The 21,107-nt window shown below is 67.3% G+C and carries 19 protein-coding genes; 14 read left to right on the top strand and 5 right to left on the bottom strand.

Going from position 1 to position 21,107, the window contains the following annotated elements:
- Positions 1-168: 168 nt before the first annotated feature.
- Complete coding sequence (locus RPR59_RS00775) at positions 169-981, bottom strand: sterol desaturase family protein (RefSeq protein ID WP_313915658.1); 813 nt, start codon at positions 979-981, stop codon at positions 169-171.
- Between the two features lie 70 nt (positions 982-1,051).
- On the opposite strand from RPR59_RS00775, the gene RPR59_RS00770 reads away from it, so the two are divergent.
- The 6 genes from RPR59_RS00770 to RPR59_RS00745 all read left to right on the top strand — a co-directional run bounded on the left by RPR59_RS00770 (position 1,052) and on the right by RPR59_RS00745 (position 6,786).
- Positions 1,052-1,957 carry a hypothetical protein gene (locus RPR59_RS00770; RefSeq protein ID WP_313915656.1) on the top strand — a complete coding sequence of 302 codons (906 nt, stop codon included), beginning with the start codon at positions 1,052-1,054 and terminating at the stop codon, positions 1,955-1,957.
- A gap of 7 nt (positions 1,958-1,964) precedes the next feature.
- Positions 1,965-2,204 (top strand): YrhK family protein, encoded by a 240-nt coding sequence (locus RPR59_RS00765; RefSeq protein WP_313915655.1) that lies wholly within the window; start codon positions 1,965-1,967, stop codon positions 2,202-2,204.
- An 87-nt stretch (positions 2,205-2,291) separates the two neighbouring features.
- Positions 2,292-3,455, top strand: coding sequence for a lycopene beta-cyclase CrtY (crtY, locus tag RPR59_RS00760; RefSeq protein WP_313915652.1), 1,164 nt, complete (start codon positions 2,292-2,294; stop codon positions 3,453-3,455).
- Positions 3,452-4,930: a phytoene desaturase gene (locus RPR59_RS00755; protein ID WP_313915651.1), complete on the top strand. Its 1,479-nt coding sequence runs from the start codon at positions 3,452-3,454 to the stop codon at positions 4,928-4,930. The genes crtY and RPR59_RS00755 overlap by 4 nt, the downstream gene beginning before the upstream one ends.
- A 279-nt stretch (positions 4,931-5,209) precedes the next feature.
- Positions 5,210-5,791 (top strand): LOG family protein, encoded by a 582-nt coding sequence (locus RPR59_RS00750; RefSeq protein WP_313915649.1) that lies wholly within the window; start codon positions 5,210-5,212, stop codon positions 5,789-5,791.
- Positions 5,788-6,786 carry a phytoene/squalene synthase family protein gene (locus RPR59_RS00745; protein ID WP_313915647.1) on the top strand — a complete coding sequence of 333 codons (999 nt, stop codon included), beginning with the start codon at positions 5,788-5,790 and terminating at the stop codon, positions 6,784-6,786. Before RPR59_RS00750 ends, RPR59_RS00745 begins: the two co-directional genes overlap by 4 nt.
- Before the next feature lie 74 nt (positions 6,787-6,860).
- On the opposite strand, the gene RPR59_RS00740 is transcribed toward RPR59_RS00745, so the two are convergent.
- Positions 6,861-7,097 (bottom strand): hypothetical protein, encoded by a 237-nt coding sequence (locus RPR59_RS00740; protein ID WP_313915645.1) that lies wholly within the window; start codon positions 7,095-7,097, stop codon positions 6,861-6,863.
- Between the two features lie 98 nt (positions 7,098-7,195).
- Between RPR59_RS00740 and RPR59_RS00735 the strand changes: the two genes are divergently transcribed.
- Positions 7,196-9,010, top strand: a complete 1,815-nt coding sequence (locus tag RPR59_RS00735) for an ABCB family ABC transporter ATP-binding protein/permease (RefSeq protein ID WP_313918565.1) — start codon at positions 7,196-7,198, stop codon at positions 9,008-9,010.
- A 37-nt stretch (positions 9,011-9,047) separates the two neighbouring features.
- Here the strand turns inward: RPR59_RS00735 and RPR59_RS00730 are convergent, their stop codons facing one another.
- Complete coding sequence (locus RPR59_RS00730; RefSeq protein WP_313915643.1) at positions 9,048-11,042, bottom strand: protein-L-isoaspartate(D-aspartate) O-methyltransferase; 1,995 nt, start codon at positions 11,040-11,042, stop codon at positions 9,048-9,050.
- Between the two features lie 14 nt (positions 11,043-11,056).
- Positions 11,057-12,046, bottom strand: coding sequence for an NADP-dependent oxidoreductase (locus RPR59_RS00725; RefSeq protein WP_313915641.1), 990 nt, complete (start codon positions 12,044-12,046; stop codon positions 11,057-11,059).
- 235 nt (positions 12,047-12,281) lie between these two features.
- On the opposite strand from RPR59_RS00725, the gene RPR59_RS00720 reads away from it, so the two are divergent.
- Complete coding sequence (locus RPR59_RS00720) at positions 12,282-12,704, top strand: CBS domain-containing protein (protein ID WP_313915639.1); 423 nt, start codon at positions 12,282-12,284, stop codon at positions 12,702-12,704.
- A gap of 47 nt (positions 12,705-12,751) precedes the next feature.
- On the opposite strand, the gene RPR59_RS00715 is transcribed toward RPR59_RS00720, so the two are convergent.
- A complete protein-coding gene (locus RPR59_RS00715) occupies positions 12,752-13,738 on the bottom strand; it encodes an MBL fold metallo-hydrolase (protein WP_313915637.1) in 987 nt (328 codons plus the stop codon).
- A 164-nt stretch (positions 13,739-13,902) separates the two neighbouring features.
- Here RPR59_RS00715 and RPR59_RS00710 point away from each other — a divergent pair, with 164 nt between their 5' ends.
- The 6 genes from RPR59_RS00710 (at position 13,903) to dcp (ending at position 20,899) form a co-directional block, all read left to right on the top strand.
- Positions 13,903-14,067 carry a zinc ribbon-containing protein gene (locus RPR59_RS00710; RefSeq protein WP_313915635.1) on the top strand — a complete coding sequence of 55 codons (165 nt, stop codon included), beginning with the start codon at positions 13,903-13,905 and terminating at the stop codon, positions 14,065-14,067.
- Positions 14,068-14,085: 18 nt separating this feature from the next.
- Positions 14,086-14,820 carry a DUF4336 domain-containing protein gene (locus tag RPR59_RS00705; protein WP_313915633.1) on the top strand — a complete coding sequence of 245 codons (735 nt, stop codon included), beginning with the start codon at positions 14,086-14,088 and terminating at the stop codon, positions 14,818-14,820.
- 260 nt (positions 14,821-15,080) lie between these two features.
- Entirely contained in the window at positions 15,081-16,220 is a 1,140-nt protein-coding gene (locus RPR59_RS00700; protein ID WP_313915630.1) for a paraquat-inducible protein A, read from the top strand.
- Entirely contained in the window at positions 16,217-17,938 is a 1,722-nt protein-coding gene (locus RPR59_RS00695; protein ID WP_313915628.1) for a PqiB family protein, read from the top strand. The genes RPR59_RS00700 and RPR59_RS00695 overlap by 4 nt, the downstream gene beginning before the upstream one ends.
- The gene (locus RPR59_RS00690) at positions 17,935-18,528 is read left to right on the top strand and encodes a PqiC family protein (protein WP_313915626.1); all 594 of its coding nucleotides are present in this window, start codon (positions 17,935-17,937) and stop codon (positions 18,526-18,528) included. Before RPR59_RS00695 ends, RPR59_RS00690 begins: the two co-directional genes overlap by 4 nt.
- Before the next feature lie 166 nt (positions 18,529-18,694).
- Positions 18,695-20,899: a peptidyl-dipeptidase Dcp gene (gene dcp, locus RPR59_RS00685; protein ID WP_313915624.1), complete on the top strand. Its 2,205-nt coding sequence runs from the start codon at positions 18,695-18,697 to the stop codon at positions 20,897-20,899.
- The last annotated feature ends 208 nt before the right edge of the window (positions 20,900-21,107 follow it).

Genomic DNA, 21,107 nt, shown 5'->3' with positions numbered 1-21,107 from the left:
CAGACCGGTGGGTGTAGGAAAATGGTTTCTGCGGCCGGGCTGGTTCCGGCGGCAGGCGGTCGGGCGGCGCCGGTCCTGCCGGACGGCGAGCGCGCGCTCCGCCGGGCGGTCAGGCACAAGGGGATCCGTCCCCGCGCCGGGCGCAGATCGGTGATCGAGACCGTCAGGTCAGCGGCCGGGCTCGCCCCCGGCAGCAGCGCGACCAGGATCAGCGCCGCGCCCAGCCGCCGCAGGAATCTGTGCAGCGGCCCGGTGGCGGCCATGTCGCGCGAAATCGCCGAGGCCGTCGTCCGTGCCGCAGACCCGATCCCAGAAACGGAAATAAAGCCCATAATTGCATCCGTATCGTTCGTGGTGCCGCTGGTGGTGGCTCGCGGTGATCAGCCAGCGTCCCAGCGGTCCCGCCCACACGAACCGGGGAAAGATCTCCCAGCCCATGTGATTGGTGACACCCATAACCGTCATGATCGTCAGCACAATGCCGAGCACGCCGACATGAACGGGAACGAAAAAAACGAGTAGGGGAATGACGATCGCGCCCGTTAGCGCCTCGACCGGGTGGAAGGCCATGGCCGCCCAGGCGGTGGGCGGCCGGCTGGCATGGTGCACGGCATGGGCGATCCGAAACCATTTCGGCCGGTGCATCCAGCGGTGGGTCCAATAGAACCAGCTATCGTGCGCGAACAGATAGAGGAACAGCGCGACCGGAAGATACCAGAGCGGCCGGGCGTCGAGATCGGTATAGATGCGGGTCCATCCGAGATCGTGCCAGGCCCAGGCGACGATGCCGGCGGGCACGCCGTAGATGGCCGCGCTCGCCAGGCTCCAGCCGATTTCGCGCCGCATCTGCCGGTCGAGCCCGGCATAGAGCCCCGGACGGGTAAGCCGCGTCGCAAGCGCGAAGCCGCCGCTCGCCACGATATAGCGCGCGCCGACGATGGCGGTCATGGCGACGGCGGACAGGCAGATGGCGCGCAGCATGGCCGCGATACTATGCCATTCCAGCGCTGTGCTCCAAGGGAAACGCCTGCGGAGGACGCGGACCTTGCGGATGGCCGATAAACCGATATCGTTTATGGTCATGGTCGTGCAACTCGTCCCCGTCCTGGCGGCGATGCTGTCGGTGCAGCAGGCGCAGCCGCCGCGGAAACCGGCCGCGAAGCAGGGCGACGACGTGGTGGTCACCGCTCCGACGGAGCGGTCGCTGGACGTTTTCGTCGAGCAGATGACCCGGCTTCGCCGCGGCGACCAGCTTGCCCGCTGGAATACGCTCGTCTGCCCCAGGATACTGGGCCTGAACGACGAACATGCCGCGATCATCGCCGGCCGCGTCCGGCAGATCGCGCGCGCTCTCGACATTCCTGTCGACGACGATTCCGACTGCCAGGGCAATATCATCGTGGTGGTCACGCGCGATGCGAATGCGTTCACGAAGGGTCTGTTGGAGCGGTATCCGCGACTTGCCCAGGATCCGAGCCATGGTGTCGGCCATCTGGATTCGCTGAAGGAGCGGCTGCTCAAGCCGCGCCCGGTTCGGTGGCTAGGTGCGGACCGTACCCGAAGCCCGGCCCGGTCGTCGGCGATGGCGTCGCGCCTGTCGGTGCCGGCGCGCCGTGACGCCATCCTTTCGCTCGCTATTGTCGATCGTACCGATCAAAAAGGCGCGAACTGGCAACAACTTGCCGATTATCTGAGCATGGTGGCGCTGGCGAAACCGGACATGGAGACGCGGTACAACCCGGCCTCGATCCTCTCGCTCTATCAGCCGCATCCGGGAGAGGGGCCGCCCCCCGGTCTCAGCGCAATCGATTATCGCTATCTGCAGGCATTGTACCGCACCGATGCAGGTCGCTCCGCCGACCAGCAGCGCTCCGCCATTCGGGCGATGATGAAGCGTCCGATGAACGACAACGGCACCGGCGGGCACCACACCAGGGAGCGAGGCCCGGAAGAATGAAGGTTGCATGCTGAAAACACTGGTTCGCGACTATCCGTATATCCACCTCGCACTGGGGCTGGTCGGGAATGCCTGTTTCCTGATCGGATCGGTCCTGTTCTTCAAGCGGTTCGAGGAACTGCATCATCTTGCCGTGTGGCTGTTCGTCATCGGATCGGCCGGGATGCTGATCGGCGCGATGGGCAAGGCGGCGACCGACGTGATCGACGCGCGCGAGCGCAGGCGGAACAACGCGTCCGGCGGTTAGCAGCGCCCGGCGGAGCCCGACGGGCCGTGCCGCGGGGCGGTCGGGCGCTCTTCCCCGCCGCGAACGGATCGGCTAGGCGCGGCGCTGATGGCTTCCCTGCATTCCTGTGACATCGCGATCGTAGGCGGCGGACTGGCCGGCGGGCTGATCGCCATGGCGCTTGCCAGGAAGCGTCCCGATGTCCGGATCCGGTTGATCGAGGCGGGCGATACGCTGGGCGGCAACCATCTGTGGTCCTTCTTCGCCAGCGACATCGCCGACGGCGACCGCTGGCTGGTGGCGCCGCTCGTCAGCCATGGCTGGACGGGATATGACGTCCATTTCCCCGGCCACGACCGTTTTCTGAAGCAGGGCTATTACGCGATCGAATCGCACCGGTTCGACCGCGTGGTCCGGCGGTCGCTGCCGGACGGCGCGGTGCTGACGCGGCGCAAGGTTCTGGGCACCAGCGCCCGCGCGGTCGTGCTGGCCGATGGCGACCGGGTGGAGGCGCGCGGCGTGATCGACTGCCGCGGCGCGGGCGACCTGTCGCATCTCGATTGCGGCTGGCAAAAGTTTCTGGGGCACGAGATCGCCCTGGACGAACCGCACGACATGGTGCGGCCGACCATCATGGATGCCACCGTCGAACAGCATGACGGCTATCGCTTCGTCTATTCCCTGCCCTTCGCCGCGACCCGGATGTTCGTCGAGGACACCTATTACAGCGACACGCCCGACATCGACACAAGGGTGCTGGAACGCCGGATCGCCGCCTATGTCGCGCAGCGCGGCTGGGCGGCGCACGAGGTCGTGCGCACCGAGGCCGGCGCGCTGCCCGTCGCCATGGGCGGGAATTTCGATGCCTATTGGCAGGCCGGCGGCAGCAACGTGGCCAAGGCGGGAATGCGCGGCGGCCAGTTCCACCCCCTGACCGGCTATTCCCTGCCCGACGCGGTGCGCACGGCGATGCTGGTCGCCGGCCAGCGCGACCTGTCGGGCGCGGCGCTGCACGACCTGCTGTACCGCCACGCCAGGCGCCTGTGGCGGCAGCGCAAATTCTATCGCCTGCTTTCGCGCCTCCTCTTGCGCGCCGCGGAGCCGGGCGAGCGCTACCGCGTGCTGGAACGCTTCTACCGGCTGGACGCAGGGCTGATCGCGCGCTTCTATGCCGGTCGTTCCGGCCTTTCCGACAAGGCCCGGGTCCTGATAGGCAGGCCGCCGGTGCCGATCGGCCGGGCGCTGGCGGTGTTGAGGGAGACGCGCAGGTGAACAAGGCCATCGTGATCGGCGCGGGCTTCGGCGGGCTGGCGCTCGCCATCCGACTGCAATCGGCGGGCGTGGAAACGACCGTCGTCGAAGCGCGCGACAAGCCCGGCGGGCGGGCCTATTACTGGGAACGCGACGGCTTCGTCTTCGATGCCGGGCCGACGGTGATCACCGCGCCGCAAGCGCTGGAGGAATTGTGGGCGCTGTCGGGCGACGAGATGAAGCGCGACGTGACGCTGGTGCCGGTGTCGCCCTTCTATCGCCTCAACTGGCCCGACGGCACGAATTTCGATTATTCCAACGACGATCTGAAACTGAAGCAGCAGATCGGCAGGCTCGACCCGCACGATATCGAGGGATATGGCAAGTTCCTCGATTATTCGGCCGGCGTCTATGCCGAAGGGTATGAGAAGCTGGGCCATGCCGCCTTTCTGGACGCGGCTTCCATGGTGAAGGCGGCGCCGGCACTCGCGCGCTATCAGGCATGGCGGTCGGTCTATTCGATCGTGTCGAGCTTCGTGAAGAACGAGAAGCTGCGCCAGGCGCTGAGCTTCCACACGCTGCTCGTCGGCGGCAATCCGATGACGACGAGCGCCGTCTATGCACTGATCCACAAGCTGGAGCGCGACGGCGGCGTGTGGTTCGCGATGGGCGGCACCAACAAGCTGGTGCGCGGCATGGTGACGCTGTTCGAGCGGCTGGGCGGCACGCTGAAGCTTGCCGACCCGGTGGACGAGATCACCACGCTGGGCGATCGTACGACCGGTGTCGTGACGCGCTCGGGCGAACGGATCGCGGCCGACGCGGTGGCGTGCAACAGCGACGTGATGCACAGCTATGGCACGCTGCTCAAGAAGTCGCGCAGTGCGGCGCGAACCCACGAGAAGTTGTCGCGCAAACGGTTTTCGCCTTCGCTGTTCGTGGTCCATTTCGGGGTGAAGGGGACCTGGCCGGGCATTCCGCACCACACCGTCCTGTTCGGTCCGCGCTACAAGGGGCTGCTCGCCGACATCTACGACCACGGCGTCCTGCCGCAGGACCCGTCCTTGTACCTGCATCATCCCACCGTTACCGATCCGTCCATGGCGCCGGAGGGGTGCTCGACCTTCTACGCGCTAGCGCCGGTGCCGCATCAGGGCCGGTTCCCCGCCGACTGGAGCCGGGTCGGGCCGCTGTTCGAACAGCGCATCCTCGATGAAATCGGCCGGCGGCTGATCCCGGACATCCGCGACCGCATCGTGACCAAATTCTCCTATATGCCCTCCGATTTCGTGGGCGATCTCAACGCCCATCTGGGCAGCGCCTTCTCGCTGGAGCCGATCCTGACGCAAAGCGCCTATTTCCGCGTGCACAATCGCGACGAACACATTCCCAACCTGTATTTCGTCGGCGCCGGCACCCATCCCGGCGCAGGCATACCGGGCGTGGTCGGCAGCGCGAAAGCGACGGCGAAGCTGATGCTGGAGCGCGGGGAGTGAGAGGAGCGCGGCAAAGGCCGAGCGCGCGCCCGGTTTCGTGGTGATCCACGGCCGGCGTCCATGTCTGTCACGGCGCGCGCAACGTCCAGCCTGCGCCCGGTCTGCGACAGCCATGGATGCCAGCCTGCGCTGGCATGACGGGTGGGGCGACCGCTGACGGCATATCCCGGTCGGTCAGCCAATTTTCCGCCGACATCCGGCCGGCCGAAGACAAGCCGGTATCGTGAGGTCGCGCGTGCGCGGTTGCCAGTTCCCCGCGCTTGGCTTAGCGCGCGTGCCATGAAACGCCTTGCCATCTATTGCGGCTCCGCCACGCCCGCCGATCCCATCTATGTCGAAAGCGCGCGCATCGTCGGGCGGACGCTGGCCGAGCGCGGCATCGGCGTCGTCTATGGCGGCGGCAAGCTGGGCCTGATGGGCGCGGTGGCGGATGCAGCGCTGGCGGCGGGCGGCGAGGTGATCGGCGTGATCCCGCAGGCGCTGGTCGATGCCGAGGTGGCGCATCGCGGCCTTTCCGAGCTGCACGTGGTCGAGACGATGCACGAGCGCAAGGCGCGCTTTACCGAGCTGGCCGACGGGTTCGTGACCATGCCCGGCGGCACGGGCACGATGGACGAATTATGGGAGGCGATGAGCTGGTCGCAACTCGGCTATCACACCGATCCGGTCGGCCTGCTCAATATCGGCGGTTATTACGATCATCTGATCCGTTTCGTCGAGACGATGGGCGAGGTCGGATTTTTGCGGCCGCAACACCGGAGCATCCTGATCGTTGCGGAAACGCTGGGCGAACTGCTCGACCGGATGGCGTCCTACGAACCGCACGTGCCGATCACGCGGATGACGCGCGCCGACCTGTGAGCCGCGCCGCCGAAACCCCCGGCCGTGCGGCGCTCGTCGCCACGGCGCAGGATTCGATCGCGCGTGGATCGAAGAGCTTCGCCGCGGCCAGCCGCCTGTTCGATCCCGCCACGCGCGAGCGGGCCTGGCTGCTTTATGCCTGGTGCCGCGCCTGCGACGATATCGCCGACGGGCAGATCCTGGGCCACGATATGACCAAGGTGGCGGACGGGCCGGCCCGCATCGCCGCGATCCGCAGCGCCACCGACGCGGTGCTGGCGGGCGCATGGGTCGGCGATCCGGCGTTCGACGGCCTGCGCTTCGTGGTCGCCGAAACCGGCCTGCCGCGCGGCTATATCGACGATCTGATCGCCGGGTTCGCGCTGGACGCGGAGGATCGGCGGCTGCGCAGCACCGACGATCTGCTCACCTACTGCTATCACGTTGCCGGCGTGGTCGGCTGCATGATGGCGATCGTGATGGGGGTGTCGCCGGACGACCGCGACACGCTCGACCGCGCCTGCGACATGGGGATCGCCTTCCAGCTCGCCAATATCGCCCGGGACATCGAGGAGGATGATCGCGCCGGCCGGTGTTACCTGCCGATGGAATGGCTGGTCGCAATGGACATTCCGCCGGGTCAGCATATGAAGCCGCCCTATCGCGCCCGGCTGGCGGTGCTGGCGCAGCGGCTCGCGGACATGGCGACCGCCTATGCCGACAGCGCACGGGCGGGGGTGGGGCGCCTGTCCTTCCGCGCCGCCTGGGCGGTGCTGGCCGCCGCCGATATTTACGGGGCGATCGCGCGCAAGGTCGCGGCGGCGGGGGAGCATGGCTGGGACCACCGGGTGCATACCGGCCGCTCGGAAAAGGCCGGCGCCATCGCGCGGGCGGCGCTTGCGGCCCTGCGGCGGCGCGAGGCGCGTCCTCGGCCGCGATCGCCGGAGCTGTGGACGCGGCCGGACGGCGGCCTGGCCAGCGACGGCGGGACTTCTGGCGGAACCGGCGGGGAATAGGGTAGCCCGGCCCGCCCAAACAAAAGCCCCGTCCGGATGGACGGGGCCAATCGGTGGCGTATCGAAAAGGATCGTCAGCCGCGTTCGCGCGCGGTCTTTTTCTGCAGTTTCACCAGCCCGGGGGTCTGGCGCTGGCAGCTTGCCTGAATGATCGGTGCGGAGATATCGGTATTCCGGCGCAGCGCCGGCCCCATCGCCGCCTGGCAGGCGGCGGCGGTCGGATAGGTTGCCGGTTCCACGCGCGCCGTCTGGCACATCCGGCCGGAATCGGCGCAGCCCATGATCGCAATGACGAATGTCAGCGGGTCCATCATATCCTCCAGTCAACCCGTCAATCGACGAATCGGGGTGCTGGTTCCGACGAATGCGTTGCGCGAACGTGCCGGCGGCCCCAAATCGGTGCGTGACGATGCCTCCCGAAACCGATCTTTCCCATGCCGGCGAGCGGCCGCTATTCGCCACGATCCGTCGTTTCCTGCCCTATCTGTGGCCGAAGGATTCGCCGGGGCTGAAACTGCGCATCGCTTTCGCGATGGTGCTGGTGATCGCGGCGAAGGTGGTCCAGGTCTATGGCCCCTTCGCGCTGAAGGACGCGATCGACCGGATGTCGGGCGGCGATCGCGGCGCGGTGACGCTGATCGTGCTGCTCGTCATCGCCTATGCCGCCGCGCGGTTCGGCACGATCCTGTTCAACAACCTGCGCAACGTGGTGTTCGAACGTGTCGGCCAGGAAGCGACCCGCCGGCTGGCGATCGGGTTGTTCCGCCACCTGCACCAACTGTCGCTGCGTTTCCATCTGGAGCGGCGGACCGGCGCGGTGACGCGGATCATGGAGCGCGGCACCAAGAGCATCGACACGATGCTCTATTTCCTGCTGTTCAACATCGCGCCGACGGTGCTGGAACTCGTCTTCGTCCTGGCCATCTTCTGGGTCAATTTCGGCCTGTGGCTGGTGGCCGCGACGGTGGCCATGGTCGTCGTCTATATCGGCGCCACGCGCTGGATCACCGACTGGCGCGCGAAGCTGCGCGACCGGATGAACGATCTCGACACCGGCGCCGTCGGCCATGCCGTCGATACGCTTCTGAACTTCGAGACGGTCAAATATTTCAACGCCGAGGAGCGCGAGGCCGAACGCTACGGCCGGGCGATGACGGCCTATGCCGATGCCGCGGTGAAGAACGAGAACTCGCTCGCCTGGCTGAACATCGCCCAGGCGCTCATCACCAACGCGATGCTGGGCGCAGGGATGGCGATCGTGGTCTCCGGCTGGGCCAGCGGCCGCTTCTCGCCCGGCGACGTGGTGCTGGTGTCGACCCTGTTGTCGCAACTGTTCCGGCCGCTGGACCTGCTGGGGACGGTGTACCGAACGGTGCGGCAGGGCGTGATCGATATGGGCGCAATGTTCGATCTGCTCGATGTAGAGGCCGAAGTGGTGGACGCACCCGGTGCGCAGGACCTGGCGGTGCGCGACGGCGCCGTGCGGTTCGAGGATGTGCGCTTCGGCTATGATCCCGACCGGCTGATCCTGAAGGGCATCGACCTCGACGTGCCCGCCGGCGGCACGCTGGCGGTCGTGGGGCCGTCGGGCGCCGGCAAGTCGACGCTCGCGCGGCTGATGTACCGCTTCTACGATCCGACCGGCGGCCGCATCACGATCGACGGCCAGGACATCGCGACCGTCCGCCAGGCGAGCCTGCGCGCCGCGATCGGCATCGTTCCGCAGGACACGGTGCTGTTCAACGAAACCATCGGCTATAACGTCGCTTATGGTCGCAAGGGCGCGAGCGCGGACGAGATCCACCGGGCGGCGTCGGGCGCCGCCATCGCCGATTTCGTCGCGACCCTGCCGGATGGCTATGACACGCGCGTGGGCGAGCGCGGGTTGAAACTGTCGGGTGGCGAGAAGCAGCGCGTGGCGATCGCCCGCACGCTGCTCAAGAACCCGCCGATCCTGATCCTCGACGAAGCGACGAGCGCGCTCGACAGCCGCACCGAGGCGGAGATTCAGGAGACGCTGGAGCGAATCGAACGCGGCCGCACGACCATCGTCATCGCCCACCGTCTGTCCACCGTCGTCCATGCCGACCGGATCGTGGTTCTCGACGCCGGGCGCGTGGTCGAGCGCGGCACCCACGCCGAGCTGCTGCGCCGCGGCGGCATCTATGCCGAAATGTGGGCGCGCCAGCAGGCTGAACGCGAAGAGGTGCTGGCGGCGGAGTAGGCCGAGGTCATGCGCTTGCGCCGTCGCGCGCGCCGGCCTACTCGCCGAAGGGATAGGTCTCGGGCATGCCGCGGTGGTGTTCGGGGCCGAGCGGCGTCACCGCTTCGGTCTCGTCGAACCAGGCATAGGCATCGAACTGTTCCGGCAGCACCGCCTGCGAATAATGGCTCCACAGCTCGGTTTCAGGGCGATAGATGACGCCGATGAAACGCTCCAGCCGCGGCTCCGTCAACCGTCGGCGCAGCGCCTCGTGCCGGTCCGGCGACAGATCGAGGAGAAAGCGGTTCCTGCCGCTGTCGTGGCATAGCCGTTCATAGCTGTCGCGGCGCGACGGCAGCACGCGCTTGACCTCCATGTCGCCGTCCCAGTCGGTCGCCGCGGCGACGGTGCCTGTATGCGTGCCCAGGCCGACCAGCGCCGCCTCGCGCCCGAACGTCTCGCGGCAGAGCTGTCCGATGTTGAGTTCGTCGCGCGTGACGCCCATGTCGGTATGGCGCGCGTCGCCGATATGGCTGTTATGCGCCCAGACGATCGCCCTGGCATCCGGCCCCTTGGCGTCGAGCAGGTGCCGAAGCGTCTCGAACATGTGCGTATCGCGCAGGTTCCAGCTCTCCGCACCGCCATAATACATGATCCGGTAATAGCGCTCCGCCGACGCGATCAGCCGCGCGTTCTGCGCTGCGTCGAGGAACGCGTCGCCGTCCGCCCGCGCATAATCGAGCCGCTTCTCGAGCAGCGCCCGGCACTGCTCGATCACGGCGGCCTCGCATTCGGCATAGCCGCGGCTGAGCGCCGCGCGGCCATAGGTGGCCGGATCGTTCTGCCAGGGGGTGAGGCAGCCGTAGCGCTCCCGCGCGATAACCGCCGCTTCGGGATCGACGCGGTCGAGATAGTCGAGGACCGCCCCGATCGAATCCGACATGTTGTAGATGTCCAGTCCGTAGAAGCCGGCGCGTGCCTCCTCCGCATCGACGTCCGCATTCCGTTCGCGCATCCATTCGATCAGCGCCCGGACTTCGGTGTTGCGCCACATCCAGGTCGGGAAGCGCTGGAACGGCGGCTCGGCGCGCGCGCGTGCGGGGCGGTGCCGGACATAGCGGTCCACCGTCGAGGCATCGGGCCAGTCCGCTTCGACCGCGACGATGGTGAAGCCGTGATGCTCGATCAGGTGGCGAGTGATCGCCGCGCGGGCGCGGTAGAATTCGGCCGTGCCGTGGCTCGCCTCGCCCAGCAGGACCACGCGGCGGTCGGCGAAACGATCGAACAGGCGGCCGAACGCGGGATCGTCGAAGTCCGGCAGGTCTTCGGCCGCATCGGCGATCATCTCCGGCAGGCTTTGCTTGCGCGCGGCACCCGGCACATGATTACTCGCGGCGCGGCTGCCGTCCTCGGCCCAGGCCCGTTCACCGATCAGCGGCACGAACCTCACCGCGCCCAGATCCGATTCCTCGTACCTGCTTTCGGTGCGGCGGATGACCTTGCACAGCGTCTGGCTGCGCTCCTCGCCCACCGGGATCACCAGTCTTCCGCCGATCGCGAGCTGTTCCTTCAGCGCCTCCGGCACCACCGGAGCGCCCGCGGCGACCAGAATCGCATCGAAGGGTGCTTCGTCCGGCGCGCCTCGCGTACCGTCTCCGATCCGTATGTCGACATTGGCATAGCCGAGATCGGCGATACGCCGCTTCGCCGATGCGCCCAGCGCATCGTGCCGCTCGATCGCGACGACGCGATCGGCGATCTGCCCGATCACGGCCGCCGCATAGCCGGACCCGGCGCCGACTTCGAGCACGCGGTCGCCCGGGCGCACCTCCGCCGCCTCGATCATCGCCGCGACGATATAGGGCTGCGAGATGGTCTGCCCTTCCGCGATCGGCAGCGGCGAATCCGCATAGGCGAATTCGGCCATGCCCTCGGCCACGAACCGCTCGCGCGGGACGGTCCGCATCGCCGTCAGCACATGCTCGTCGCGCACGCCGCGGGATGCGATGTGCGCGACGACCATATGATCGCGTCTGCGCTGGAAATCGGTCATGGCCGCTCTCCCTTTCAGTCGACCGTCAGTACGATCTTGCCGCGCACATGCTCGTGCTCGAGCGCCTCCTGCGCGGCGCGCGCTTCTTCGAGCGGAAAGGTGCGGGCGACATGCGGCGCTACCCTGCCCGCCTCGATCAGGTCGGCGATTTCCTGAAGCTGCCCGGCATCGACCTCGGCGAGGAAGTGCGTGCCGCGCTTGCCCTCCGCTTCGGCGCGGTCCTGATCGGGTTCGGCGAGCGTGGATACGATGATCCCGCCGCGTTTCAGCACCGCCCAGGAACGATCCTGCGTCTCGCCGGCGACGAGGTCGAGCACCAGGTCGATATCGGTGGCGATCTCCTCGAACCGCTGGTTCTTGTAGTCGATGACCTCGTCGGCGCCGATCTCACGCAGGAAATCGGCGTCCTCGCCGCGCGCGGTGGTGAGGACATGGGCGCCCTTCGCCTTCGCGAACTGCACGGCGAGATGGCCGACGCCGCCGGAGCCGCCATGGATCAGCACGCGCTGACCGCGTTGCAGCCCGCCATGCCGGAACAGCCCCTGCCACGCGGTCAGGCCGGCCAGCGGCACCGCGGCAGCGGCGGGAAAGTCCAGTTTTTCGGGCATCGCGACCATCTCGGCCGCCTTGACGATGACATGGTCGGCGTAAGCGCCGCGGTCGAAGCCGAGCATCGCGAACAGCCGGTCGCCCTTGCGCATCATGTAATGCGCGCGCGTGCCGCAGGCCTCGATTGTGCCCGCCACGTCGCGGCCGAGCACCGCCGGGAGCTGATCCTCCTTCAGATACGGCGCCTTGCCGGCGCGAATCTTGTAGTCGACGGGATTGACGCTGGCCGCACCTACGCGAAGCAGCACCTCGTCATCCTTCGGGCCCGGCATTGCGATCTGCTCGACCTGAAGCGCCTCCGGACCGCCAAAGCGGTGAATGCGAACGGCGGTGACGGTCTTTGGCGACGACGTTTCGGGAGCCGCATTGCCGGTTGACGGTGCTTGCGATGACATCGGGCCGTTCCTTTCGGTTGCGAGGTCTGCACCTCCAACGCTCCGCTCGCCCGCGGGTTGATTGTGGCCGCGAAACAACCCCGGATCGTGTCGCCGCGTCGTCCCGCTTCTCCCACCGTCCGTCGATCCCTCGCGGATTCACGCAACAGCGTTACGGGGCACGCGTTGAATTCGGTACAGGCAGCGACGCCTGCGAGACGCCGCGCCTTCCACCACTGATGACAGGAGAGTTCTTATGCAGGTCCAGCAATTGATGACGCGCGACGTCGAGCTGGTGTCGCCGGACACCCCGATCGAGGAAGCCGCGAAGCGCATGCGAAACAGCGATGTCGGCGCCCTTCCGGTGGGAGCGGACGATCGGCTGGTCGGCATGGTCAGCGATCGCGATATCGCCGTGCGCGGCGTGGCGGCAGGGCGCACCGACGCCACGGTCGGCGACATCGTGTCGGACGGCATACTCTATTGCTTCGACGACGAAGAAGTGGAGCGCGCCGCGAATCTGATGGGCGAACACCAGATCCGCCGCCTGCCGGTGCTCAACCGCGACAAGCGGCTGGTGGGGATCGTCTCGCTCGGCGATATCAGCCGGCGCGACGACGACAGCGCAGGCGTGGCCCTGGCCGATGTTTCGGCGGGCAGCCGGTCTCCGCGAAGCTGAGCGGCATGCGGCTTCCGGGGCCGGACCCCGGCGCGCTGCGTCGGTATTCACGGTCCCCGGAAGGCGCGGTCGACTTCGGCGAGCATGTCCGCTTCCCGCTCGCCATAGCGCGGCGAAAAATGGAACGGCTCGACGCGGCGCGCACCGGCAAGGCGGGCGATCTCGCCGGCCGCCCGCGTCGTCAGATGCGCGCGCCGCTGCGCCTGCGCGGCATCGTTTGCGGCAAAGGCGGCCTCGATGAGCAGCAGGTCGGCATCGGCGCAGAGTTCCGCGACCGCCGCGCGGTTGGCGGGCGTGTCGCGCATGTCCGCGACATAGCCCAGTTTCTGGCCCGCTTCCACGCTGACGAGGTCGCGCAGTTCGCCCAGGGTTGCCTTGCCGCCATCCGGGAGCGGGATCGGCCGATCGTCGGATGCGCCGTCGCGCACCGCCGCCTTGAGCGGCTTCAGCCACTGCCCGGTATCGAACCCTCTCGCCTCCACGCGGTTGCGCCAGACATTGACGTGGAGCGGTTCCGAAACCGCGAAGGCGAGGCTTTGCCCATGATGTTCGACAAAAGCCGCGTGAAGTGTGAAATCGCCGGCGTCCAGGACCCGGTCGCCGGCCATATCCAGCACGTCCCGCGGTTCCGCCGCGAACCGGCGGCTCAGCCGGAAACGCGTTCGCCCGATCCGGCCGGGGGGCGCCATTTCCGTCACCTCGAACTGGAGTTCCGCGTCATAGCGCTCCGCCAGATCCCAGGTGTAGGCGGCGAGCTTGTGGCCGACGGCGGCCGCGATGCCGGGCGGACCGACAACCCGGATCGTGCGTGTCCGCCCGATATTCACCCGAAGCAGCGTGTCGAACCCGACAAAATGGTCGACATGCATGTGCGAAACGCAAACGTGATCCACGCGCAGAACGTCGCGTGCGCTCAACGCCGTTATGTCGCCGATGTCGAACAACAGCGCTTCACGCGTATGCAGCCTGCGCACGAACACCGCCGGGTCGCCGAAGCGGCCGTTGACGAGCGCGGGATGAAGCGTCGGGCGCATGATGGCTGCCAACGGCAGGACGACACGACGCGTTCCACCCGCAGCGGCGGCCGGGCGGGAGCGGCCGAGCGAGGACCGCGGTTTTCTTTCCGAAAGCTGATCTGTGTTGTCACGCCCGGCCGACGGGTCGCTACGATCAGACCTTCAACTTGTGGAGCAGGAATATGGCAGCCCATGCAGGTGAAACCGCACGCGAAACCGGGGATTTCCGGTGCGAACGTTGTCACGAACAGACGCATGTGACCAAGGGCCATACGATCCCCAAATGCCCCAATTGCGGCAACGACACCTTCGACACCCGCTATCATGAGCCGGGCAACCGGAGTTGACGGCCGAATGAGCCCGCAATGGATCCATCCGCGACCTATCCCCCGCTCGACACGCTGAAGCCGATCGCCGATCGGCTGTGGATCGTCGACAGCGGGCCGATCCGCGCCTTCGGGATCACGCTGCCGGTGCGGATGACGGTCGTGCAGCTTTCCGACGGTGCGCTCTGGCTGCATTCGCCCACGCGCTATACGGCCGACCTGCTCGCGGCCATGCAGCGCCTGGGCCCCGTCCGGCATCTGGTCGCGCCCAATATCGCACACTGGACCATGCTGGCCGACTGGCAACGCGCCTGCCCGGATGCGCTGACCTGGGCCGTACCCGGCCTCGCCAAGCGCCCGCAACTGCGCCTTTCCTCCACGCGCATCGATCGCGTCCTCGGCCCGAAGCCGCCCGCCGCCTGGCGCGAGACACTGTCGCAGGGCCTGCTGTGCGGGGCGATGGGCTATCGCGAAGCGCATTTCTTTCACCGCGCCTCCCGGACGCTGATCCTGACCGACCTGGTGCAGAATCTCGAAGCGGACAAGCTGCCGGCGCTCTCGCGCTGGTTGCTGCGGATGGCTGGCAGCACCGCGCCCGATGGTATGGCGCCCGCTTATCTTCGCCTGGCGGTCAAGGCGCGGCGGCGCGCAGCGGCCGCGGCTGCGCGGGCGATGCTCTCCCTCGCTCCCGAGCGCGTGATCTTTGCGCACGGCGCCTGGTTCGAATGCGAAGGCACCCGGCGGCTTCGCCGCGCGCTGCGATGGCTGCTGTGAAGCCGTGCGGACCGGGAGCGGCCGATCGGTCGCCGCAGATGAGGTATCGCCTGCACGCCGGCAAGGCCGGGTTCGGGCGCACGAAGAGGAACCTGCTGTGCGCCGGCCCGTTTCCCGCTGGATAGCCCGTCGGCAATGAAGGGGGATTCTGCCATGAACGCGCTGGTCGCGGCTTGTTGACCGCTCGGCGGGACATCGACCTTCTCGCCTGCACGGATTGCGGGACCAGGCAGCTCGTTTCGCCGGGCGGGGGCGCGAACGTGATCCGGTGCATCGCGTGCGATCATACGCTGGAGCGCACCTCCGGTCGCAGCGCGACGGCCGCCCTAGCATGTTCGGCGGCCACGCTGTTGCTGCTCGTTCCCGCCAATCTTTGCACCTTCCTGACCACCAACGCGTTCGGCGTTTTCCGCCACAGCGTCGTCGCCTCCTCGGCGATCGCCATGCTGGACGATGGCTGGCCGCTCCTCGCCATCGTCATATTCCTGTTCGCGGTCCTGTTTCCGGTCCTGCGGTTCGCAATGCTGACCACGGTGCTGGAAAGCCTTCGCAGGGGGCGCGAGGATCGCTGGCTCGGCCCCGTTTTCCGTTATGCCACCATGCTCGAGACCTGGGCGATGCCCGACGTTTTCCTGCTGGGCCTGGCGGTCGCCTATTTCCGTCTGGCGGCCGCGATCTCGGTCGATCTCGGCATCGGCGCCTATTGCTACATTCTCGCGGGAATCCTGGCGCTGTTCGTCCGCGCCACGCTCGACAAGGCCGATATCTGGGAACGGATCGCGGACACCCATGCCTTTGCGCCCGGAACCCCGCTGATCGGCTGCATTGCGTGCGAACAGATCCACCCCGCGCCGGCGGAAGGGACGCGCTGCGCCCGCTGCGGCAAGCGCCTGCACGCGCGCAAGTTCAACAGCATCGGCCGCACGGTCGCGCTTACCCTCGCGGCGGCCATCCTCTATTTTCCCGCGAACATCTATCCGCTGGCGACGCTGCCGATCGGTTTTCAGCCGACCCGCTATACCGTGCTCGAGGGCGTGATCGATCTGTTTCACGCGAACCTCTATGGCCTGGCCCTGCTCGTGCTGACGGCGAGCTTCGCGATCCCGATCCTGAAGCTCGTCGGGATCGGCTGGTGCGTATCGTCGGTGATCCGCCGCTCGCGCAAGCGCCTGGTCGCCAAGACGCGCGTGTACCGGACGGTGGAGGAGATCGGCCGCTGGTCGATGGTCGACCCGTTCGTCATCGGCTGCTTCACCCCCGTCATGCACTATAACGCCCTCATCTACGGCCGGGCGGAGGCGGCGGCGGTGCCGTTTACCGCCGTCGTCATTCTGACGATCATCGGCGCCAAGACCTTCGACCCGCGCCTGATGTGGGACGCCGCCGGGAGAGCGCAGTGACCGACGATCGATCCGACGCGCCGACGACATCGCCGGGCGGCGACGAAGAGAAGCGGGCACGCTGGCCGAGTGCGCGCCATCTCCACCGTCGCTGGCCCGGCCTGGTCTGGGCGATCCCGCTGGCGGCGCTGCTGATCGTCGGCTTTCTCGGCATTCGCGCGCTCGCGACGCGCGGGATCGAGGTGACGGTCACCTTCGCCTCAGCGGAAGGCGTTACCCCGGGCGAAACGCTGGTGCTGGAAAACGGCGTCGAGGTGGGCCGCGTCACGGATGTGGGCATTGCCGCCGATGGCCAGCGCGTCGAGCTGACGCTCAGCATGGACGAGCGCACCAGGCCGGCGCTCAACACCGCGTCGCGATTCTGGCTGATCGGCGAACAGCCGACGATCACCGACCTGCAGTCGGTCCGCGCCGCGCTGGCCGGGCTGATCGTCGGCTTCGCGCCGGCGGAAGGCGGCAAACCGACGCGCCGTTTCAAAGGGCTGGACCACGCACCGGTCGTGGCGCCCGGCACCAGGGGCACCTATTATTATGTGGACGACGATACGCTGGGTTCGATACAGCGCGGCGCGGCGATCCTCTATGAGGGGCAGAATATCGGCTCTGTCACCGACACGCGGTTTCGCGGGCCGGAGCGGTTCCGCGTCCGGTTGTTCGTCAAGGCGCCGTACGACCGGCTCGTCCGCAAGGGCGCGATCTTCTGGCGCGGCAGCCCGTTCAAGCTGCAGCTCACCGGTGCCGGCCTCCAGACGCAACTGGCGCCGCCGACCAGCCTGTTGCAAGGCGCCGTCCAGTTCGGCCTGCCACGCGATGCCCGCGGCAATCCGCGTGCGGCCGAGGATACCGTGTTCCAGCTCTACGAGGACGAAGCGAGCGCGCGGCAGGGCCCGACCGGCCCGAAAACCCCGTACCAGGTGGCGATCCAGGGGGCGGCCGGCGACCTGACCACCGGGGCCGCGGTATCGCTGCTCGGCCACAAGGTGGGCGAGGTGCTGTCGACGCAGCTTGTCTTCGCGCCCGGCTCGCGACATCCGTTCACCCGGGTGGTGGTTGCGCTGTATCCGAGGAAGCTCGACGTTCAGCAGCCCGCGAGCGCAAGCGGCGGGACGTGGCGCGCGGCGACGGACCGGGCGGTCGAACGACTGCTCGGCCAGGGCTACCGCGCGACGCTGACGCGCGCGATGCCGCTGGTCGGCGGCCATTCGATCGCGCTGGCGAAGGTTGGCGGGGCGGCGCGACTCCGCTCGGGCGGCGCGTATCCGATCATCCCGAGCGGCCGCGCAAGCGACGTCAGCGGCCTCATCGACAAGGCGAACGGCGTTCTCGACAAGCTGGACCGCCTGCCGCTGGACGAGATCGGCGACAATGTGCGCGCCCTGACGGGCAATCTGAAGCGGCTGACGGGTTCGCCGAAGCTGCGGGACAGCCTCGACCATCTCGACGCGACGCTGGCCCGCCTCGACCGTATCACCGCCGATATGGAGCCCGAGGTTGAACCGCTGATGCAGTCGCTCAATGACACGGCAGAGCAATTGCAAGGCACCGCATCCGCAGCGCAGGCGCTCCTGAGCGGCGAGGGCGCCAACCAGGACCAGAGCCTGCCGAACGCGATCCGCGAACTGAACGAGGCGGCGCGGTCGATCCAATCGCTCACCGACTATCTCGGGCGTCACCCCGAAGCGTTGCTGCGCGGCAAGTCCAGGGAGAATGAAGAGTGAAGCGCTTCCCGCCCGCATCGGTCCTCATCATGCTCCTCCCGCTGGCGGCTTGCGGCGGCAGTCCGGCGACGACGATGCTGACGCTGGACCCGGTCCCGCCCGCCGCGCCGGCGACGGCCTATGCCGGTCCGCCACTGCGCATCCCGGCGCTGCACCTGCCCGCGACGCTGGACCGCGTGGAATTCGTGCAGCAATTGTCGGCGGGGACCGTGCAGATCGATGATTTTACCCGCTGGGCCGCGCCGCCGGGCCTGTTGGCGCGCGACACCCTCATCCGGGACCTGACGCAGCGTTTGCCCGAGGGCAAGGTGCTGCCGCCCGACGCGGCGGCCGTCACGCCGGAGGTGCGGCTGGACGCGACGGTGCTTTCGTTCGACGCGACGGCCGGCGAAGCGGTTCTGCAGGTGAGCTATCGCCTGGTCGATGCGGCGCAGGGGCGCGAGCCGCCGCGCAGGCTCGTCGAACTCCGAACGCCGGTGGCCGATATGCAGCCGGTAGCGCAGGCGCGCGCACTCAGCACGCTGCTGGGCCGGTTCGCCGACAGGGTCGCCGCCGACATTGCCAGTGGCGCCGGCCGGGCGCGGCGATAGAACGGAACGCCGGAACCGAGGCAGCGCCCAGGCGCCCTGGGGCGCCTCTCGATGACAGCGCCGATGTGGTACAGGGCGTTCATTATCGACGACGAGATGCCATGCGGCTCGACGTCGGGCCGATCCTTGCTTAGGGTCGGGCCATTCCCAGTTCGAGGAGAGACCATTGATTTCCAAGCTGCTGCTTGCATCCGCCGCCGTCGCGCTTTCGACCAGCGCCCTGACGCCGGTGGCGTCCGCCACCCAGGCGGCCGACCACACCAACCCGCTGCTTACCCAGAGCACGCTGCCCTATCACGCGCCGCGCTTCGACCGGATCGAGGACAGCGACTATCTGCCCGCGATCGAGCAGGGCATGAAGCAGCATCTCGCCGAGATCGAGACAATCGCCGGCAATCCGGCCGCGCCCACCTTCGACAACACGATCGTCGCGATGGAAAAGTCCGGCCAATTGCTCGACCGGGCGACGGCGACCTTCTTCAACATCGTGTCCGCCAACAGCAACGATGCGCTGCAAAAGGTGCAGTCCACGATCGCACCCGAACTCGCCGCGCACCAGGACGCCATCTATCTGAACGACAAGCTGTTCCAGCGGGTGCAGCAGCTCTATCAGAACCGCGACACGCTGAACCTGAACGACGAGCAGGAACAGCTTCTCGAGGTCTATCACGAGAATTTCGTTCTGGCGGGCGCGCAGCTTTCCGCCGCCGACAAGGCGAAGCTGAAAGACCTCAACAAGGAAATCTCCACGCTGGAGACGCGCTTTCAGCAGAAGCTGCTCGCGGGCACGAAGGAAAGCGCGCTCGTCATCGACGACAAGGCGCAGCTCGCCGGGTTGAGCGAGACGCAGATCGCCAACGCCAGGCAGGCGGCCGAGGAGCGCGGCATGCCGGGCAAGTGGGTGCTGCCGCTGCAGAACACGACGCAGCAGCCGCTGCTGCAGTCGCTCGACAACCGCGACACGCGTAAGGCGCTGTTCGAAAATAGCTGGCTGCGCACCTCGCACGGCGGCGAGAACGATACCCGCGACACCATTTCGCAGCTCGCCCAGTTGCGGGCGGACAAGGCGAAGTTGCTGGGCTTTCCGAACTATTCGGCTTTCGTCCTGGCCGACCAGATGGCCAAGACGCCGGAGGCGGTCGACCGGTTCATGGCGCAGCTCGTTCCCGCCACCGCCGCGCAGGAACGGCGCGAGGCGGCGGACATCCAGAAGATGATCGAATCCTCGGGCAAGGATTTCAAGCTCAAGCCCTGGGACTGGCAGAAATATGCCGAGAAGGTCCGCAAGGCACGCTACGATCTCGACGAGGATCAGGTGAAGCCGTATTTCGAGCTGAACAAGGTGCTGAAAGACGGCGTCTTCTATGCCGCCAACAAGCTCTATGGCCTGACGTTCAAGGAACGGACGGACATTCCGGTCTATCATCCCGACGTGCGCGTGTTCGAGGTGTTCGATTCCGACGGCACGAAACAGGGCCTGATATATTTCGACTATTTCAAGCGCGACAACAAGTCGGGCGGCGCCTGGATGTCGAACTTCGTCGGCCAGTCGAAGCTGATGGGCACCAAGCCGGTGATCTATAACGTCGCCAATTTCCAGAAACCGGCGGAGGGCCAGCCCGCGCTGATCAGCTTCGACGACGTGACGACGATGTTCCACGAATTCGGCCATGCGCTGCACGGCCTGTTCGCGGACCAGACCTATCCGACGCTGTCGGGCACCAATGTCGCGCGCGATTTCGTCGAATTCCCGTCGCAGTTCAACGAGCATTGGGCGCTCGAACCCGACGTGCTGAAACACTATGCCGTGAACTACAAGACGGGCGAGGTCATCCCCGACGCGCTGGTCGCCAAGATCAAGAAGGCGGCGACCTTCAACCAGGGCTATGCGCTGGGCGAGCTGCTCGCCGCCGCCAAGCTCGATCTCGCCTGGCACGACCTGCCCGCCGGCGCGCCGAAGCAGGACGTCGACACCTTCGAGGCGAAGACGCTCGCCAGCATGGGGCTCGACATCAAGGACGTGCCGCCGCGTTATCGCTCCAGCTACTTCCTCCACATCTGGTCCAATGGCTATGCTAGCGGCTATTACGCCTATCTCTGGACGGAAATGCTGGAGGAAGACGCCTATAAATGGTTCGAGAACCATGGCGGCATGACGCGCGAGAACGGGCAGCGTTTCCGCGACATGATCCTGTCCAGGGGGCACACCATGGATTACGGCCCGATGTTCCGCGCCTTTTACGGCAAGGATCCGCAGATCGGCCCGATGCTGGAAAGCCGCGGCCTCACGCCCGTGGCCGAAGGGGGCGATACGCCGCCCACCGCCGATTCGCCGGCCGAAGCACCGGCGGGCGCGCCGATCGATCACTAGGACCGATCGACATTCAGCCCTGACGGCCTGCAAATGGCGGCCTTGCGAGCTTCCGGTGCTCACGACCCTTTAGGTCGCTGCGCTCCGGGTCACGCAAAACCACCATTTTCGGCTCGTCATCTTCTGAATGTCGACCGATCCTAAGCCATGCACGGCCGGCGCGATTCCGATGGAACCGCGCCGGCCCGCGCGGCTCGGCGCGCAAACG

Origin of the sequence: Stakelama saccharophila, assembly GCF_032229225.1 — a bacterium.
Taxonomy (GTDB): domain Bacteria; phylum Pseudomonadota; class Alphaproteobacteria; order Sphingomonadales; family Sphingomonadaceae; genus Sphingomonas; species Sphingomonas saccharophila.
This window is presented reverse-complemented; position numbering and strand designations above follow the sequence as displayed.